This window comes from Jidongwangia harbinensis, assembly GCF_020216025.1.
Classification (GTDB): Bacteria; Actinomycetota; Actinomycetes; order Mycobacteriales; family Micromonosporaceae; genus Actinoplanes; species Actinoplanes harbinensis.
Genome location: NZ_JAIWNC010000009.1, coordinates 19,327 through 34,010, shown reverse-complemented (window position 1 = coordinate 34,010; position 14,684 = coordinate 19,327). Strand labels below are relative to the sequence as shown.

16 protein-coding genes and 1 pseudogene are annotated in these 14,684 nt (G+C 72.5%); 13 read left to right on the top strand and 4 right to left on the bottom strand.

Annotated elements, in window-relative coordinates; all coding sequences use genetic code 11:
* Window positions 1–8: 8 nt before the first annotated feature.
* Both LDL48_RS13815 and sigJ read right to left on the bottom strand, forming a co-directional pair.
* Window positions 9–857 (bottom strand): alpha/beta fold hydrolase, encoded by an 849-nt coding sequence (locus LDL48_RS13815; protein WP_225255493.1) that lies wholly within the window; start codon window positions 855–857, stop codon window positions 9–11.
* A gap of 14 nt (window positions 858–871) precedes the next feature.
* Entirely contained in the window at window positions 872–1,762 is an 891-nt protein-coding gene (gene sigJ, locus LDL48_RS13810) for an RNA polymerase sigma factor SigJ (RefSeq protein WP_225255492.1), read from the bottom strand.
* A gap of 156 nt (window positions 1,763–1,918) precedes the next feature.
* Between sigJ and LDL48_RS13805 the strand changes: the two genes are divergently transcribed.
* From LDL48_RS13805 to LDL48_RS13775, 7 genes are all read left to right on the top strand, one after another.
* A complete protein-coding gene (locus tag LDL48_RS13805; RefSeq protein ID WP_225255491.1) occupies window positions 1,919–2,899 on the top strand; it encodes an AraC family transcriptional regulator in 981 nt (326 codons plus the stop codon).
* Window positions 2,900–3,031: 132 nt separating this feature from the next.
* The gene (locus tag LDL48_RS13800; protein ID WP_225255490.1) at window positions 3,032–3,904 is read left to right on the top strand and encodes an NmrA family NAD(P)-binding protein; all 873 of its coding nucleotides are present in this window, start codon (window positions 3,032–3,034) and stop codon (window positions 3,902–3,904) included.
* Window positions 3,905–4,507: 603 nt separating this feature from the next.
* Window positions 4,508–4,924, top strand: coding sequence for a DoxX family protein (locus LDL48_RS13795; RefSeq protein ID WP_225255489.1), 417 nt, complete (start codon window positions 4,508–4,510; stop codon window positions 4,922–4,924).
* A gap of 533 nt (window positions 4,925–5,457) precedes the next feature.
* Window positions 5,458–5,820 carry a hypothetical protein gene (locus tag LDL48_RS13790; protein WP_225255488.1) on the top strand — a complete coding sequence of 121 codons (363 nt, stop codon included), beginning with the start codon at window positions 5,458–5,460 and terminating at the stop codon, window positions 5,818–5,820.
* Between the two features lie 9 nt (window positions 5,821–5,829).
* A complete protein-coding gene (locus LDL48_RS13785; protein ID WP_225255487.1) occupies window positions 5,830–6,489 on the top strand; it encodes a hypothetical protein in 660 nt (219 codons plus the stop codon).
* Between the two features lie 46 nt (window positions 6,490–6,535).
* On the top strand, window positions 6,536–6,919 hold the full coding sequence (locus tag LDL48_RS13780; RefSeq protein ID WP_225255486.1) for a hypothetical protein: 384 nt from the start codon (window positions 6,536–6,538) through the stop codon (window positions 6,917–6,919).
* Entirely contained in the window at window positions 6,916–7,257 is a 342-nt protein-coding gene (locus tag LDL48_RS13775; RefSeq protein WP_225255485.1) for a hypothetical protein, read from the top strand. Before LDL48_RS13780 ends, LDL48_RS13775 begins: the two co-directional genes overlap by 4 nt.
* Window positions 7,258–7,461: 204 nt before the next feature.
* Here LDL48_RS13775 and LDL48_RS13770 read toward each other — a convergent pair whose 3' ends face one another.
* A complete protein-coding gene (locus tag LDL48_RS13770; protein ID WP_225255484.1) occupies window positions 7,462–8,076 on the bottom strand; it encodes an STAS domain-containing protein in 615 nt (204 codons plus the stop codon).
* Window positions 8,077–8,339: 263 nt separating this feature from the next.
* On the opposite strand from LDL48_RS13770, the gene LDL48_RS13765 reads away from it, so the two are divergent.
* Together LDL48_RS13765 and LDL48_RS13760 are read left to right on the top strand one after the other, a co-directional pair.
* A complete protein-coding gene (locus LDL48_RS13765) occupies window positions 8,340–9,797 on the top strand; it encodes a peptide MFS transporter (protein WP_225255483.1) in 1,458 nt (485 codons plus the stop codon).
* A gap of 119 nt (window positions 9,798–9,916) precedes the next feature.
* Complete coding sequence (locus LDL48_RS13760; RefSeq protein WP_225255482.1) at window positions 9,917–10,522, top strand: TetR/AcrR family transcriptional regulator; 606 nt, start codon at window positions 9,917–9,919, stop codon at window positions 10,520–10,522.
* Between the two features lie 180 nt (window positions 10,523–10,702).
* On the opposite strand, the gene LDL48_RS13755 is transcribed toward LDL48_RS13760, so the two are convergent.
* The gene (locus LDL48_RS13755; protein WP_225255481.1) at window positions 10,703–11,269 is read right to left on the bottom strand and encodes a nuclear transport factor 2 family protein; all 567 of its coding nucleotides are present in this window, start codon (window positions 11,267–11,269) and stop codon (window positions 10,703–10,705) included.
* Between the two features lie 387 nt (window positions 11,270–11,656).
* On the opposite strand from LDL48_RS13755, the gene LDL48_RS13750 reads away from it, so the two are divergent.
* The 4 genes and pseudogenes from LDL48_RS13750 to LDL48_RS44495 form a co-directional block, all read left to right on the top strand.
* Window positions 11,657–12,100 carry a hypothetical protein gene (locus tag LDL48_RS13750; protein WP_225255480.1) on the top strand — a complete coding sequence of 148 codons (444 nt, stop codon included), beginning with the start codon at window positions 11,657–11,659 and terminating at the stop codon, window positions 12,098–12,100.
* Window positions 12,101–12,223: 123 nt separating this feature from the next.
* Window positions 12,224–13,726, top strand: a complete 1,503-nt coding sequence (locus tag LDL48_RS13745; protein ID WP_225255479.1) for a DUF3375 domain-containing protein — start codon at window positions 12,224–12,226, stop codon at window positions 13,724–13,726.
* Window positions 13,719–14,390: a DUF4194 domain-containing protein gene (locus tag LDL48_RS13740; protein WP_225255478.1), complete on the top strand. Its 672-nt coding sequence runs from the start codon at window positions 13,719–13,721 to the stop codon at window positions 14,388–14,390. Before LDL48_RS13745 ends, LDL48_RS13740 begins: the two co-directional genes overlap by 8 nt.
* Window positions 14,357–14,566: pseudogene (locus LDL48_RS44495) on the top strand (ATP-binding protein); the annotation flags it as partial. The gene LDL48_RS13740 and the pseudogene LDL48_RS44495, both read left to right, overlap by 34 nt.
* Between the last annotated feature and the right edge of the window lie 118 nt (window positions 14,567–14,684).

The window sequence follows — 14,684 nt, the reverse complement described above, 5'->3', positions numbered from 1 at the left end:
CGGGGCGTTCACCCCGCCCCGGGCCGGGAACCGTCCGGGTCCGGGCGGCGTTGCCCGGTCCGCGGACGTGGTCGCGTCCGGGCAGCCGTCGCGATGAACGCGGCGACCGTCTCGGGGTCGTCCGCCATGGGCGTGTGACCCCAGCCCGGCACGGTGGTCAGGACCGCACCGGCCGGCAGCTGGTCGCGCCGGCGCGCCTGGCGTTCGAGCAGCAGGCGGTCGCGGGAGCCGAAGGCCACCGTCACCGGCACCCGCACCGGGCGCACGGCCCGATAGCCTCGCCGCACGGTGGCCCGGTAGGTCGCCTCGAAGCCCGGCCCGGCCGCCATGGCCCGGATGGCGGTGCGGGCGTGGGCGGGGTCGATCCGGGCCGGCTGCCCGTGGGTCTGGCCGAGAACGGCGATGCGGGCGAGGCGGTAGCGCATGAGTCGGCACAGCGCTCCGGTGGCGTGCCGGGCCATCCACCTCGTCACCCGGAGGCTGACCCGAACGTACCGGGGGGTGCGACGTCCCCACAGGCCGGCGGGTGACAGCAGGGTGAGCGAGGCGAGCGGGTGGATGGCGGCGAGTTCGAGAGCGACCCATCCGCCGAGGGAGTTGCCGGCGACGTGCGGCGCGGTCAGTCCCAGCTCGTCCAGCAGGCGGGCGACGCCGCCGGCGATCTCGGCCGGCGCCGGCTCGACCTGGGCGGGCAGCGGTGGCGATTCGCCGAAGCCCGGCAGGTCCACCGCGATGACGTCGTACCGTTGCGCCAGCGCGGGGACGACCGGATCCCAGGCCTGGCGGGCCGATCCGATACCGTGCAACAACACCAACGGTTCACCGGTCCCCCGGCGGGTGTAGGCGAGGCTCGACATGGCGTACTCCCGTCTCAGTGGCTTGGGACGACGCGGCGCAGCTTGTCCGGGTTGACGACGAAGTCGATCTGGGTGATGAGTCCACCGGCAACGGCGAGGCCCATCACGCCCACGATCGCGCCGTCCCGTTCGAAGACGATCCCGGTCCAGCCGTTGACCGGGCACAGGCGGGCCGTGCCGTCGTGCCGGGCCGCCAGGGTGAGCAGCAGCCGCGCGACCCGGCTCGATCCGGCGACCGGGCGCCGGGCGACCCCGGGGACCCGGCCGCCACCGTCGGAGCGCAGAACCACCCGGGGGTCGAGCGCGCGCACCAGCTCGTCCACCCTGCCGTCCATGCTGGCGGCGAGGAACGCCTGGACGGCGTCCGCATGCTGCCGGCGGTCGGGGGTGAAGCGCGGTGCGCGCTCGCGGACATGGGCCCGCGCACGGGCGACGAGCTGCCGGCAGGCCGCCTCGGCGCGGCCCACGATCGCCGCGACCTCGCCGTAGGACAGGTCCAGGACCTCACGCAGCACGAACGCGGTCCGTTCGGCGGGGCTGAGCGACTCCAGCAGCACGAGCATGGCCATGCTCACCGACTCGTCCAGGGTCACCCGGTCCTCCGGCCCCAGCGCGGCGGCGGCCGGCTGCCCGGCGCCGACGAGGGGTTCGGGCAGCCAGGGACCGATGTAGCTCTCGCGCCGCGCCCGGGCCGAGCCCAGCTCGTCGAGGCACACCCGGGCGATCACGGTGGTGAGCCATCCCCGCGCGTCGCGCAGGTCATCGAGATCGGTCCGCGCGAACCGGAGGTACGTCTCCTGCACCGCGTCCTCCGCGTCGGCGAGCGTGCCGAGCATCCGGTAGGCGACACCGGTGAGGTGCGCTCGGTGCCGCTCGAACTCGGCGGCGGTGATCGCGTCGTCCACTGTGGGTTCTCCCGTGTCCGGTGGGCCGGCCGTCTCAGAGTGGGACGACGCGACGCTCCGGGTTGTGACATGCCCACCCGCGGCGACGGTCCTCGGGACGAGCCCGGTGCGCCGCGCGGAACCCCTCGATCCGCGCGGCGGCGTACCGTGCCTCTCATGGTCCTGCTCGCCGCCGCCCGGCCGGCGACCCGCTCCGGTGACCTGGTGGCCGATCTCGTCGCCGACATCGTGGCGGCGACCCGGCGGAGCACCGCCGTCTACAGCCGCAGCCGGTTCCGTGCACCGTGGGGCGTCTCCGTGCCGAGGGCACACCTGGCCAGCTTCCACGTGGTCACCGCGGGCACGTGCTGGTTGGTCCCGGAGGGCGACGACCCGATCCACCTCACCCGGGGCGACGTCGTGCTGGTGCCCTCGGGCCTCGCCCACGTTCTGGTCGACTCCCCGGGATCACCGGTGCGGCCGTTCTCCGATCTGGTCGGCGGACCGCTCGGGGACGTGCCGCCGACCGAGGTGGTCATCGACGGCCCCGGCCCGGTCACCGGGTTGCTGTGCGGCGGCTACCCGCTCGATGCGGGCTCCCGCCACCCGCTCACCGCGCTCCTGCCGCCCGTGGTGCACGTCAGCGCGGCGGGTGCAGGCCACACCGGCCTCGGCGCCGCGGTCGATCTGCTGTCCCGCGAGGTCGACCGGGCCGGTCCCGGTGCCACCGCGGTCGTCTCGCCCCTCGTGGAACTGCTCTTCGTCTACGTCCTGCGTGCCTGGCTCGCCGAGCGGAGCAGCTCGGCCGGCGGCTGGGTGCGGGCGCTGCACGACCCGGTCGTCGGGGGCGCGCTGGCGCTGATCCACGGCGAGCCGGGACGCCCGTGGAGCGTGCCGGCGCTGGCCCGCGCCGTCGGCGTCTCCCGGGCCACGTTCAGCCGTCGCTTCACGATGTTGACCGGCCAGGCGCCCATGGCCTACGTCACCGCGTGGCGCATGACGGTCGCGGCACGGCTGCTGCGCCAGGAGCGCACCCCGTTGCGGGAGATCGCCCGCCGGGTCGGCTACGACTCCGAGTTCGCGTTCGCGCGCGCGTTCAAGCGCACCGTCGGCCACGCGCCGGGACGCTACCGGGCCGCCGTCGGCGACCCGCCCTAGGATCTCGGTCGCCGGTCGCGCCGGGAGGCGAGTGAGCCGATCGGATATCCGGCGGCGGCGAACTGTCATGGCTCACGCCGCCGGGCCGTTCCTATGGTCGAGGTGTCCACAGGCCGACCAGCGGAGGCTCAGGTGACCGACTCCATCCTCGTGACCGGCGCCACCGGCAAGACCGGGCGCCGCCTCCTTCCCCGGCTCGTCCGGCGCGGCGCCGCGGTGCGGGCCGCGACCCGCGTGCCGGGCCCCACCTACCCCGGCGTCGAACCGGTCCGCTTCGACTGGGCGGACCCGGCCACGTACCAGGCCGCCCGCAAGGGGATGACCGCGATCTACCTCGTCTACGGTGACCCCGGCGTGTCCGGTGATCCCGCGGCACAGGTGAGCGCGCTGCTCGACGGCGCGGCCGACGACGGCGTCCGCCGGGTCGTGTTGCTGTCGGCGCTGGGCATGGACCAGGCACCGCCGGACAACCCGCTGCGCCGCGTCGAACTCGCGGTCGAGTCGGCCGGGATTCCGAGCACCATGGTGCGGCCCGGCGCGTTCATGCAGAACTTCTCGGAACGGCATCGGTTCCGGCTGGCGGCGGGCATCCGCGAGCACGACCGGATCGCCATGCCGGCCGGCGACGGCGTCGTCTCCTGGGTGTCCGCCGAGGACATCGCGGCGGTCGCGGCCGCCGCGCTCACCGAGGACGGCCACGAGGGCCGGGGTTACGCCGTGGTCGGCCCCGAGGCGCTCACCATGGCGGAGATCGTTCCGCTCATCTCCGCGGCCGCCGGCCGACCGATCACCCATGTCGAGTCCGGGCCCGCCGACGTCCGCGCGGTTCTCCTCGACAGCGGCATGCCGCCGGAGTTCGCCGGCCCGGTCAGCGAGACGTACGTGGACGCCCTCACCAGCGGCGCGTTCGGAATCCTCAACGACGACGTGGCCACCGTGACCGGCCGCGCCCCGGTCACGTTCGCCGAGTTCGCGGCCGATGCGGCGTGGGCGTGGCAGCGGTGAACACCCCGGCGGACGCACCGGTGCTCATCCCGCCGGACCCCGGCCCGGTGCGCCGGCCCGGGATCCCGTCCGCGGACCCTCCGCCTCGTCCATGTACAGGGACACCATGTCGGCCCAGCTCAGGGTTTCCGCTGCTGGGTCGGCGGGGTTCGGGCGCGGATACGCACTGCTGTTCTGCAACGGTTGTCGACGCCTACGCCGACATGCCGTGCGGATTGGGATCCTGGGGCCGCGATGCCCGCCCTCCGTCCGAGGACGTGGAAGCGGGGCACTTGCCGTTGTCCGGCCTGCCGTTCCACCACGGTGCGTAGCAGCGGCTGCCGAATGCCCAGTCGTCCTGCATTCTGTTGACCTCAGGCGGGAATTGAGCGGTCATGGATCCTCCTCCGGTTCCGTGGCTGACCGTGCCTACCCTGCTCGCGGGCCTTGCATCGGACCTGGCAAGCGGCCAGCACGGCAGCACCGGGAGGACCACGGTCACCGCGACGCGGTCATGACGTCCGCGCGGCCGAGCCGGCTCATGGTGGGCGGCCGGGAAGGCCGGCAGCCGCGCAACGACCGGCCCCGGCGTTGCCGGTGCCGGACGGTGGCATGCTGGACCACGTGTCCCAGCCCCGGAGTGCCTACGGTCTCGCGCTACTGCTCGCCGCGGCCGGGGGTGCGCACTTCGCGGCGCCGCGGGTCTACGACACGATCATCCCGCGTGCGTTGCCCGGTAGGCCCCGGATGTGGACGTACCTGAGCGGTGCCACCGAACTCGCGGTGGCCGCGGCCGTCGCGCATCCGAAGGCGCGTCGCGCGGGCGCGCTCGCCGCCGCCGGCCTGTTCGCCGCCGTCTTCCCGGCGAACGTGAAGATGGCCCGGGACTCGCGCCACCGGCCGCCGGCGTACCGGACCGCGGCCTACGCCCGGCTCCCGCTGCAGGCCCCGCTGATCTGGTGGGCGCTGCGCGTCGCCGGCCGGGCCGGCGTACCGGCCGGGTCCCGCACGAGCTGGCCGGCCCGGTCCCGTACGAGCTAGCCGGGCGCGGCGGCTGATCAGCCGGCGTCCGGACCGGACGTTCGGTCCGCCGGGCCGACCCAGCGGCGGACGGGCGGCTTCGGCGCGGCCGGTGCGGTGCGGTGTCGAGCAGACCTGTCGCGAACGGGAAGAACCGCAGCTCGTACCGGCGGCCGTCGTGCTGCTCGGTGGCGGCGCGGTCGTCCAGGGTCTCGAGCAGCCGCCGGCGCTGCCGGTCGGGCAGGCCCAGGAGGTAGGCCGCGGCACTCTCCTGGAGGTGCCCGACCGCCCCGTCGTCGACCTCCTCGTCCGAGCAGGTGTCCAGCCACCACATGAGGTCCACGAGACGGCCGGCGACGGACCTCAGCGACGCCCCGCAGGCGCCGAGCCGGAAGGACGCCACGGCGCTCCGGTCGACCTGGTCCTCCGGGTAGTCGTCCAGCCAGGTGAGGAGGTCCGCCACGTGACGGTTCAGCAGGCGGGCGAGGGTGGCGTCGTCATCGGCGGTCACGGATGGACGATCAGCGATGTCGGTTGTTGCTACGGTGCTGCCTATGGCGAGGCAACGGCGGCGGGGCAGGGCTGCGGCAGAGCGGATGCCGGCCGGGGAACGTCAGCAGGTGGAACGCGACACCCAGCTGTCGATCTACCGGCTGCAGACCGAGGCGTACCGCAATCTGCGGCACAGCGTCGCGGCCGCGGTCGTCATCTTCGGCCTGTTCGTCGGCTCGGACGCCCTGCTCGGCGACGCCGAGGGCGCGCGCCTCTGGCCGTGCCTGATCCTGCTGCTGTCGGCCGTCCTGGGTGCCGGCTATTTCGGCACCACGGGCGCTCGCCCGCGGCTGGGGCTGCAGCTGCTGGCGGCCGCGGTGCTCGCCACGGTCATCGGCGTCGTCGCGCTGATCGTAGTCCGCTAGGGGCGGCTGATGACCCTCACGGTGGAACCGGCCGCCCTGCACGGGTATGCGCGGCAACTCGTCCGGGCGACCGGCGACGTGGCCGCCGTCAAGCGCTACGTCGACGGCCACGCCAGGCAGGTGACCGGCGGTGAGCTGATCCAGATCGCGTCGGCCGGCCACCACCAGGCCCTCGCCGCCATCGCCGCCGCTCTGGGGCGGGTGGACACGATCCTCCGCGCATCGGCACCCGAGGTCGCCGCCGCCGGCTACTACCTGGCGACCGACCGCCAGGCCGCGGCGACCGTCGACCGCTCCCTGCCGCCCGCGCCGGGGCAGTGCCCGACGCCGCTGGAGTACGAGTTCACCTCGATCGTCTGCAAGCCGGTCCCCTTCTCCGACGTACGGGAGGTGACCGACCGGCTGACCGCGCCGCCGGAACCGGAGAACCCGTCCAACGCGCTCGGGTTCATGGACTACCTCAGCCCCACCTCGTGGGCCATGAAGGGCTTCGACATCGTCCTCGGCTTCGACCCGATCGGCTGGGTCCAGGAACGCTTCGCCGGCGACTGGGCGGCCGTAGCCACCATGTCCCCCGTCCTGACCGGCACCGGCGCCGCCCTGCACGACCTGGCCCTCAACGTGCAGTCCGGCGCCACGACCCCCGTCGTGGCGCGGCAACGCCGGTGACGCCGCCTACGACTACTTCACCGACCTCGCCGCCGGTCTCGGCGCGATGCAGGACCCGTTGCGGCAGATGGCCGAGGAATATCATGCGATGGCCGACGCGGTCTGGTCGGCCGGCGAAGCCATCGGCGGGCTCCTCAAAGGCATGACCGATGCGGCGATCATCGCGGGGATCGCCGCCGCCGGCGGAACCGCCACCTCCTGGACCGGCGTCGGAGCGGTCGCCGGCTACGGTGTCGCGGCCATCGAGGTCGCCACCATCCTGCGGATGTGGGGCCAGACCACCGAGCTCTATCAGTTCGCCAGCGCCGCCGTCCTCGCGTTCCGCTCGAAGATCGGCTCAGCGCTCGGCGACCTCGACACGATCACACTGCCGGCCCCGCCCGGCGGCGCCGGATACCAGCACCCCCTCGCCTCGGTAGCCGCGCCGTGAACCCCGACCTCCTCGACCTGGCCGGCGGTGACACCTACCGGGCCCGCGCCGTCCACCGCCTGCTCACCGCGCTCGCCTGCGGACCCGACCCGGTCCTGCGCGAGATGGCCGCCGGCGTCCTCCGGGGCGATCTCAGCGTTCGCGACGCCGCCGCCGGCCAGGTCTACGGCGACGCCCTCGCCGACCGCTTCGACACGTTCTGGCGGCACCACCAGAACCTCACCGCCGACGAGCACCGAGCGCTGCTCGCCGAGGGGCACCGGTTCATCGAGCAAGCCGAGGGGCACCGGTTCATCGAGCAGCCGGAGACCGCGCCGCCCGGCGCATCGACGGACTGACCGGCCACGCGGGAGGCCGCCAGGTCGATCGTGGGTCCGCCGCGCGACTCCGGCCTGCGACGGGCGCGGTCAGCGCCCCGGCAGCCGTCCCGGCGGGCGGTCAGCGCCCCGGCAGCCGTCCCGGCAGGCGGTCAGCGCCCCGGCAGCCGTCCCGGCAGGCGGGCAGCGCCCCGGCAGCCGTCCCGGCAGGCGGGCAGCGTCGCGCTACCGCCGATCCGCCGCGGCAACCGGCGCCACCGCGCGCGCGGCGGACATGGCCTGCGGCACGGTGTCGAAGGTCGGGAACGCCCCGTCCAGGCGCATGGTGTGCAGAACCGTCTGAACGAACCGTGACGGCGCCGCCAGCAGCAGGTCGCCGCCGCGCCGGCGCGCCGCCTGGCGGGCCCGCACCACGGTGCCCAGCCCGACCGAGTCGATCGTCGCGGCGCCGGTCAGGTCCATGATGATCCGGGGATGCTCCGCCAGCGCGGTCTCCAGCGCCGTCCGCAGCTCGGCGACCACCTCGGTGTCGACGTCGCCGGCGACGCGCACCAGGGACACCGACGACAGGGAATGCCGGGAGACCCGGCCGGTCGGCGGGGCGTCCCCGGTGACCCGCTCCGCGGACCGGCGGGCGACCGGGATCCGGGACGAACAACCCGAGCACCGGTGCGGGCCCCGGGCGAACGCCGATCCGGTCCAGCCGACCTCCGCCACGGCGACGTAGACCACGTCCGCGTCCGCGTCGTGCAGGCCACACCCGTTCGCCACGGCGAGGTCGCCGCATCCGTCGCAGATCAGTTGGACACCGGTACCCACCGCAACCGCAACGGCTGTCATGTCTCGTCCTCACCGTGGTCGTCGGAGCCTCTGGTCCTGGCACGTCCGGGCGGTGCCGCACCCGGCAGGACCGGCCGGCTCAGCAGCACCCGAGAAACACCATGGTGGACGGAGATGGCGGCCACCGGGCGGGCATGTGACGTTTGCGTGACAACCGCCGCCGGGCGCGCGGGGTGCCCGTTGCGGGCATCGCGTTTGAAGCGGCGGATGCCGCGGTAGTCCCCGCCAGGACAGCGCCGTGCATCCAGCCGCCGGGAGCCGCCATGACCCTTGACGCCACCACGGACTCCCCGAAGACGTTCTTCGGTCAGCCCCGGCCACTGGCGAACCTCTTCGGAGTGGAGCTGTGGGAACGGTTCTCGTTCTACGGCATGCAGGGCATCCTGCTGATCTACCTGTACTACCCGGCCGCCGACGGCGGCCTCGGGATGCCGGAGGGCACCGCGACCAGCATCGTCGGCGCGTACGGCGGCGCCGTGTACCTGTCGACCATCCTCGGCGCCTGGGTGGCCGACCGGCTGCTCGGCTCGGAACGGGTGCTGTTCCTCAGCGCGGTGCTGGTCATGTCCGGGCACGTCGCGTTGGCCGTGCTGCCCGGCCTGACCGGCGTGACGGCCGGACTGATCCTGATCGCGGTCGGCAGCGGCGGCGTCAAGGCGAACGCCACCTCGCTGGTCGGCACCCTCTACACCGAACACGACGAGCGCCGCGACGCCGGATTCTCCCTGTTCTACCTCGGCATCAACATCGGCGCCCTGGCCGGTCCGCTGCTCACCGGGCTGCTGCAGAAGAACGCCGGTTTCCACTACGGCTTCGGCCTCGCGGCGGCGGGCATGGCCGTCGGCCTGACCCAGTACGCCCTCGGGCGTCGCCGCCTTCCGGAGTCGGCGCGCGAGGTCCCCCATCCGTTGCCGGCGCGACGCCGGACCGCCGTCGCGGCCGGGTCCGCCGCGGCGGTGGCGGCGATCGTGCTCCTGGCGTTGACCGGCGCGCTGCCGGCCGACCGGCTGGCCACGATCGTGGTCGTGCTCAGCGCGGCCGCCGCGGTCAGCTACTTCGTGGTGATCCTCGCCAGCCGGCAGATCACCACGGTGGAACGACGACGGGTGCTGGCCTTCATCCCGATGTTCCTGGCCAGTGCCGCCTTCTGGTCGTTGTACCAGCAGCAGTTCACGGTAGTGACCATCTACTCCGACCAACGGCTCGACCGCACCGTCCTCGGCTGGGAGATGCCGGTGTCCTGGGTGCAGTCCATCAACCCGGTATTCATCATCCTGCTGTCCGGCGTCTTCGCCGCACTCTGGACCCGGCTCGGCAGCCGGCAGCCGTCCACCCCGGTCAAGTTCGCCGCCGGCACGGCCATCATGGGCGTCGCGTTCCTGCTGTTCCTGCCGCTCGCCGGTGGCGGCCCGAACACGGCGCCGCTGACCGCGCTGATCGGCATCCTGCTGGTCTTCACGATCGCCGAACTGCTGTTGTCCCCCGTCGGCCTGTCGCTGTCCACCAAGCTCGCTCCCCGCGCCTTCCACACCCAGATGGTGGCCCTGTTCTTCCTATCCGTGGCCCTCGGCACCGCGCTGTCCGGCACCCTGGCCCGGTTCTACAGCGCCGAACGCGAGGCCATCTACTTCGGGGTGCTCGGCGCCGTGGCGATCGTGCTCGGCGTGCTGCTCGCGCTCGCCCGGCGGCCGATCACCCGCCTGATGAGCGGCGTCCGGTGAACACCCGCATCACGCCCGGCCGGCCGCCGCGGTCTCCTAACGTTGTTAAGATGGCGGCGCCGTGACGGCGCCGCCGACGGCCCGTGCCCGGGGACACGCTGGGAAGCGAGGTGACAACGATGCCGACCAGCGGCAGGCGGGCCCGCGAACGCGCGAGCACCCGCGAACGGATCATCGAGGCCGCGTTGCACATCCTCGAGAACGAGGGCACCACGGCGCTGACGATCCGGCGCATCGCGACCGACGTCGAATACTCCGCACCCGTCGTCTATCAGCACTTCGCCAACAAGGACGCGCTCGTGCTGGAGCTGGTCGGTCACGGCCACCGCCTGATGACGGCCGAGCTTCAGCAGGCCGCCACGGAGCCCGCCATCGACCGGCGCCTGATGCTGCTCGCGTCCGAGTACGTCCGGTTCGCCGGCGACCACCCGCACCTGTACCAGATCATGAACGGCGACGCCGTCGACGCGGACGAGCGCCAGCGCGCGGCAGCACCCACCATCGACGTCCTGAAGGACCTTCTCACCGCGTGGTCGGACGCCCACGACGTGGTCCTGACTGACTTCGACGAAGCCTGCGAGATCATCTGGGGCACGCTGTACGGCATCGCGTCGCTCGGCCATCTCGGCACCGTCGGCAACGACCGCGCCCGGCGGCTCGCCCAGCAGGCCCTGCAGACGCTGCTCCGCGGCTGGCGGACCGCCGCCCGACCGGAACGTGCGTAAGCGCGAGCCCGGCTTCCGCCAGCTCGCCCGACAAGCACGGCGGTGCGCCGTCGTCGTCCGCACCGGACAGGCCCGGAGGGTCAGCGCGGCGTCGGCCTCCGCGCTGCCTCGTCAGGCCGCGCGGACCGGATCGAGGCGGACCCCAGGCACGCCGGGCCCGCCCCGAGATGCGGGCGGGCTTCAGTTACCGGTCGGGGTCCAGTCCGCGGGCAGGCCGGAGTCGCTCAGGATCTCGCCCCGGTTGTAGTAGTCGTCGCTCGACCGGATCAGGTTGCCGCGCAGCCGCAGCACGGTGACGACCGGGACCGCGAAAGGGCGAGGCGCACCGGTGATGTGGCCGGTGAACACCCCCTCGACCACGACCCCGTCGCTCCCGCGGAACCCCCTCCGCACCTCGAATCCGAGGTCCCCGACGAGCTGATGGGATCCGGTCTCCCACTCCACGACCCCGGCACGGCCACGGAACACCAGGTTGAGCGCCCGGTCGGTGTAGACCGCGTCCTTGGTGTACAGGCGGGCGAGGTCACGGGTGTCCGTGGTCATCCACGCGGCGGCCCAGCGCCGCCCGATCGCCGGCACCGGATCCTTCTTCTCGTGCCTCTGTGCATCCACGAGCTGCTGCGGCCCGGCCTGCGCGGCCCGCTCCCCCGGCGGTACCGCGGAGGAGGCGGCGGGTCCGACCACGACGGCGCCGGCGATCAGAGCCGCTGCGGCAACAAGGCCGGGAACGAAGGTACGGGTACGCATGTAAGTCTCCCTGCCCTGGGCCGGCGCGGCGCTGGTCACGCCGCACCGATCTAACGTCGTTAGGTTTTCTAACGTCGTTAGGTTAAGCCCAGCCGGACCGCGTCGTCAAGGTGGCCTGGTCAACCCGCGATCCGTCTCCGCCGGTCGCGGCGCGCTGCCGACGCGACGGACACCGAACCACCCCGTCACCTCCGCACCTTCGCCTACGCCGGGACCCCCGCCCGGCCCGTGGCGCCTGCCCCGCAGGCCGACGCTCGGCCGAGATGGCCGAAGGGGCGCTCTACGCATCGCGGCGCCGCGGCGAGGTGCAGCGGACGACCCGGCCGGCGATCCAGGACATCCGCCGGCGGTGGATAAGGTCGTGCCGGACGAGAGGAGGGATCACCGATGATTCCCACATTCGAGATTCTTCCCGGGCTGGGCGTGCCCGAAGCTCGGTTCGGGGAGCAACGGGCCGATCACCGGGCTCGTCTCGGCGAGCGCCACTCCTCCGAACACGGACCCGGCTCGGGACCCGTTGACGGGTACTCGGACGGCACGCTCATGCTGTCCTACGACGAGCAGGACCGACTGGCGTCGATCGAGATCGCCGGGGGCAACGCGCTGGTCGACGGCGTCCAGGTGGTGGATCGGCCGTTGTCCGAGGTGCTGGCCGACCTGCGGCAGGCCGGGATCTCGCCCGAGTTCGTCCCGGATCAGTTCTTCCGCCTGCCCGGCTTGAACGTCTACCTGAGCACACCGGCGCCGGACGATCCCGAGACTCCCATCGAGAGCGTGGCGGTCCTTCCCGCCGGATGGACCGAACCGGCCGACCCGGCGGGTGCGGAGTAACGACACGACCGGCTTGGCTAACCGCTCTATGGCCGGCACACCACCCTGTCGGGACAACCAGGGCGGTAACCGGCAAAAATGGCGAGTCTTCCGTGTCGTACCTGCGCCGTACGCTGACCGCTGATGGCTACACGAGGTGTTGAGGGTGCTTACCAGGGAGCGCTTCGGGCGTTCCAGAATCCGATGCTCGCCTTGCTGCATCAGACGCACGCGCCGTTCGTGGTGACGGCGTTGGCGATGGTCTTCACCGCGGAGCGCCCGACGGTCGCGGTGGCGGACGCGCATGCCGAGATCAACGACGCTCTTGTTCAGTTGCGGGCCGCCGGCTACGGCGACGAGGACAGCCAGCCGTTGCCCGCCGGCAACGCGCGAGATCTCTGCCGGCAGTGGGTTCAGGCCGGGTGGTTGGTGCGGCAGGTGTCCGAGGATGATGTCGAGGTGTACCGGCTGTCGGCGTACGGGGTCGGTGCGCTCGAGGTGGCGGGACGGGTCGGCGGAGCCCGTACGCGGGTGTCGGAGTCGCGGGTCAGGACGTTGCTCGAGGCCATCGAGCGCCTTGCGCAGGACGCTGATCCCGACCTGATGTCGCGGATGGTGCGCCTGCATGAGGACATCCAGCAGCGGCAGAAGGAGCTGACCCGGCTCGAACAGGGCGGCGCGGTCGAGACTGTCGACGATGACCAGCTCCTGGAAGCGGCCGAGAACGTGTTGCACCTGACTCGGGAGCTACCCGCGGATTTCGCCCGCGTGGCGGAGTCGATCAAAGCCATTCAGCGCGACGTCGTCGCGGAACTGCGGCACGACGTGCGGCCCACCGGTGAGGTGTTGCGTGAATGCCTCGCGCGCGGCCAGCAGATCCTGGATGCGACACCGGAAGGCCGCGCGTTCGCGGGGGCGCTGCGGCTGATCGGCGACCCGGCGCAGATCGACGACCTGTGGGGCCGGCTGCGTACCGTGTTGCGACACCGGTTCACCGAGCTGCTGCCGCCACAGCAGCGGCGGGAGCTCGCCGAGATATCGCGGCGGATCGAGCAGGGAGTCAAGGAGGTGTTGGCCGCCCAGCGGCAGGCGTCACACGTCATCACCTCCCAGGTTCGCAACCACGACCCGATGCGGGACCGTCAGGTCGACGAATTGCTCAGGGACGTGATGTCCGGCCTGCACAGATGGGTGCCAGGCTCTCGCCGCGGTGAGATCGTCGAGCCGCTGCGGCGTCTGCCGGTTGCCGACGTCGGGCATCTGCGCCAGCGGATGAGTGACTTGCGGCCACCGGAGCCTCCCCCGCCGTTGCGGGACTGGGATGAGACCGAGGACATGCCGGCCGCGGACACGCGGGCATGGGGCGGCCCTCACTATGCCGAGTTGCGCACGCATCTGGAAGCGTTCGCGGACAGCGACGCGGCAGTGGATGTCGTGGCTGCGTTCCGCGCGGCCCCCGTGGACATCCAGCGGCCGGTCGATCTCCTGGGCCTGCTGGAGATCGCCGACGGCGCCGGGATGACCGAGACGGCCGAGGTGGCGGTGGTCGACACGGTCCGCCCCGACCAGACGCGGCGGCGGTTCGCTCTGGGCAGCGTGGTGGCGGTGAATCCGGCAGGTGCAGACGGGAGTGGTGGCGATGACTGAGCCGGACGGCGCCGGGGACGGCTGGCAGGCAGGCGTGTCGGCCGGGTTCATCGACCCGGTTCCGATGGAGGAGGACCCGGCCGAGCTGTTCCCCGGCGACGCGGGCACGCTGGACGCGGACGTACGTCGCGTGCTCGTGCAGTTGTTGCGGCGCAGGTTCCTGCTTGCCGAGAAGAACCCGGCGCAGTGGCGCACCCTGCTGGAGAACCAGCAGATCATCGAATCGCGCATGCACGACATGTTCGTCCGCCTCATGGTCGACCACGACCGCGGCATCGCGTACAAGCAGCAGGTGCGGTCTGTGGAGCTGGACGTGCCGATCCTGCTCAAGGACGACTCCTACAGCCGGGCCGAAACACTGGTCCTGGTGCACCTGCGCACCGTGTTCCAGCGGGAGCGCGGCACGGGTGAGACGTCCGCACGGGTGGACATCGAGGAGTTGGAGCAGACCGTGCTGACGTACTTCGAACCGCGCGACGGCAATCTGGCCCGGCGCCAGCAGGAGGTGCGCAACGCGGTGCAGCGGCTGGTCACCGAAGGTTTGCTCGCGGAGGAGTCGACGGGCCGGTATCGAATCACTCCGATGGTGGAGGTCGTGCTGAGCACGGAGAAGCTCGCCGAGCTGAAGCAATGGCTGCGCGAGCAGAACGAGGCCGCGGCATGAGCATGATCGACACACTGTTCGGGCTGGTTCCGGCGGCGTCGCGCGGGCAGCAGTGGGTGGCCCGCGACCTGCAGCTGGTCAACTGGGGCGGCTACGACGGGTACCACCACCTGCGGCTCGCGCCCGGCGCGACTTTGCTGAGCGGCGGATCCGGGTCGGGTAAGTCGACGTTGATGGACTCGTACATCGCGTTGCTCATGCCGCACACCACCCCGTTCAACGGCGCGTCCAACGGCGGCGTGGTCGGCCGGCCCCGAGGCAAGGACCAGCGCAACATCCTCTCCTACGCGCGCG

Coding starts and splice junctions, on each gene's coding strand:
- LDL48_RS13745 (WP_225255479.1), top strand. CDS start 12,224: ATGGCTACACGAGGTGTTGAGGGTGCTTACCAGGGAGCGCTTCGGGCG.
- LDL48_RS13780 (WP_225255486.1), top strand. CDS start 6,536: ATGCAGGACCCGTTGCGGCAGATGGCCGAGGAATATCATGCGATGGCC.
- LDL48_RS13790 (WP_225255488.1), top strand. CDS start 5,458: ATGGCGAGGCAACGGCGGCGGGGCAGGGCTGCGGCAGAGCGGATGCCG.
- LDL48_RS13765 (WP_225255483.1), top strand. CDS start 8,340: ATGACCCTTGACGCCACCACGGACTCCCCGAAGACGTTCTTCGGTCAG.
- LDL48_RS13760 (WP_225255482.1), top strand. CDS start 9,917: ATGCCGACCAGCGGCAGGCGGGCCCGCGAACGCGCGAGCACCCGCGAA.
- LDL48_RS13815 (WP_225255493.1), bottom strand. CDS start 857: ATGTCGAGCCTCGCCTACACCCGCCGGGGGACCGGTGAACCGTTGGTG.
- LDL48_RS13750 (WP_225255480.1), top strand. CDS start 11,657: ATGATTCCCACATTCGAGATTCTTCCCGGGCTGGGCGTGCCCGAAGCT.
- LDL48_RS13785 (WP_225255487.1), top strand. CDS start 5,830: ATGACCCTCACGGTGGAACCGGCCGCCCTGCACGGGTATGCGCGGCAA.
- LDL48_RS13805 (WP_225255491.1), top strand. CDS start 1,919: ATGGTCCTGCTCGCCGCCGCCCGGCCGGCGACCCGCTCCGGTGACCTG.
- LDL48_RS13740 (WP_225255478.1), top strand. CDS start 13,719: ATGACTGAGCCGGACGGCGCCGGGGACGGCTGGCAGGCAGGCGTGTCG.
- LDL48_RS13770 (WP_225255484.1), bottom strand. CDS start 8,076: ATGACAGCCGTTGCGGTTGCGGTGGGTACCGGTGTCCAACTGATCTGC.
- LDL48_RS13755 (WP_225255481.1), bottom strand. CDS start 11,269: ATGCGTACCCGTACCTTCGTTCCCGGCCTTGTTGCCGCAGCGGCTCTG.